The organism is Planomonospora algeriensis (assembly GCF_977012225.1).
Map to the genome: position 1 here is coordinate 1 of NZ_CDRNDK010000829.1, position 1,505 is coordinate 1,505.

A 1,505-nucleotide genomic window follows, 5' to 3' on the forward strand; every position below is an offset into this window, starting at 1 on the left:
GCCCGCTTCCTCCGCCGCCCGGCCGTGCAGCCGGGCGGCGAGCTCCGCCGGGCTCGGGACCGCCCGGCCGGGGGCGCGTCGGTGACGATGGTCGCGGTGCCGTACCGGATCCAGGTCCCCGCGGCGTTCCTCGCGTCGATCTCCACCTCGCCGCACGGGGTGACGGTGGTGACGACCTCGGCGGGCAGCGGGAGCAGCCCTTCCAGGACGACGTCGGTCAGCTCGGCCCGGCCGCAGACCTGCGAGGCCGCGGCCTGGGCGAGGGCGGCCACCGCGGCCAGCGGCAGCACCGGCAGGCCGTGGACCCGCCGGTGCGCGGGGTCCAGCCGCCAGGGGGCGTCGGCGAGGTCGTCGACGGTCGCGGTCCACACGTGCCGGCGGGGCTCTCGACGTGCGTGCCGAGCAGCGGGTGGGCACCCGGCGGGAGCGCGGTGCGCCGGACGGCGGAGACCCAGTGCCGCTCGTGCCGCCACGCGGGCAGCGGCAGGTCGGTGACCGCGCCGTACGGGGCCAGCTCCGCCGAGGGCAGCGCCACGGCCACGGCCGCCAGCTGGGCGGCGAACTCCTCGTCGTGTCCCCGGCGGAGCGAGTGCGTGACCACGCTGCCCGCCGGGAGGGTGTCGCGCAGCGCCGTGGCCAGGACGGGGTGCGGGCCGATCTCGGTGAAGACGGTGTGCCCGTCCTCGGCGGCGGCCCGGAGCGCGGCCATCAGCCGGACCGGGCGGCGGACCCCGGCGGCCCAGTAGGCGGGCTCGAAGACGGGGGCCTCCCGGGGGTCGTCCAGCACGGTCGAGTAGAAGGGGAGGCCGGGCTTTCCCCCCTCGATCCCGGAGAGCTCCGCGCGCAGCCTCGGCAGGAGCGGCTTGACCTGGGGCGAGTGCCCGGCGCCCTCCGCGGTCAGCAGCCGGGACAGCAGGCCGCGCCCCTCCACCTCGGCGGCGAAGGCCGCGACCCGGCCGGGATCCCCGGTGACGACGCACTGCCTCGGCGAGGAGTGGACGGCGACGTGCAGGTCGGCCGGGACCTCCTCGGCGGCCACCTCCAGCACGGCCATCGCGCCGCCGCCACCGAGGGTGCCGAGCAGCCGGGCCCGGCGGCAGACCACCCGGACCGCGTCCTGCGGCCCGATCCCGCCCGCGACCACGGCGGCGGCGATCTCGCCCATCGAGTGCCCGACCACGGCCGCGGGCCGTACGCCGTGGGAGTTCCACAGCCGGGCCAGCGCCACCTGCACCGCGAAGATCAGCGGCTGGGCGGTGGCCACTCCCCCGGGGTCGCGGCCCGCGGCGACGACCTCCCTCAGCGGAATGCCCGCCTCCTGGCGGAACAGGGGGTCCAGCTCGTCGATCACGCCGGCGAAGACGGGCTCCCGCGCGTACAGGCCCGCTCCCATCCCGGCCCACTGCGAGCCGTACCCGCCGAACACCCAGACGGGCCCCCGCCCGCCGGCCGCCGTACCCGTCGCGGTGTCCGGCGCGGGCCGTCCCTCGTGTACGGCCCGCAGC

At 78.5% G+C, this 1,505-nt stretch carries 2 protein-coding genes; both read right to left on the minus strand.

Annotated features, from left to right (window positions below):
- Window positions 1–326: hypothetical protein (locus ACWJ6R_RS36155; protein WP_449066518.1), on the minus strand; the 326-nt coding region annotated here is incomplete at its 3' end.
- On the minus strand, window positions 218–1,505 hold a 1,288-nt coding region (locus ACWJ6R_RS36160), incomplete at its 5' end, for an acyltransferase domain-containing protein (protein WP_449066517.1). The genes ACWJ6R_RS36155 and ACWJ6R_RS36160, both read right to left, overlap by 109 nt.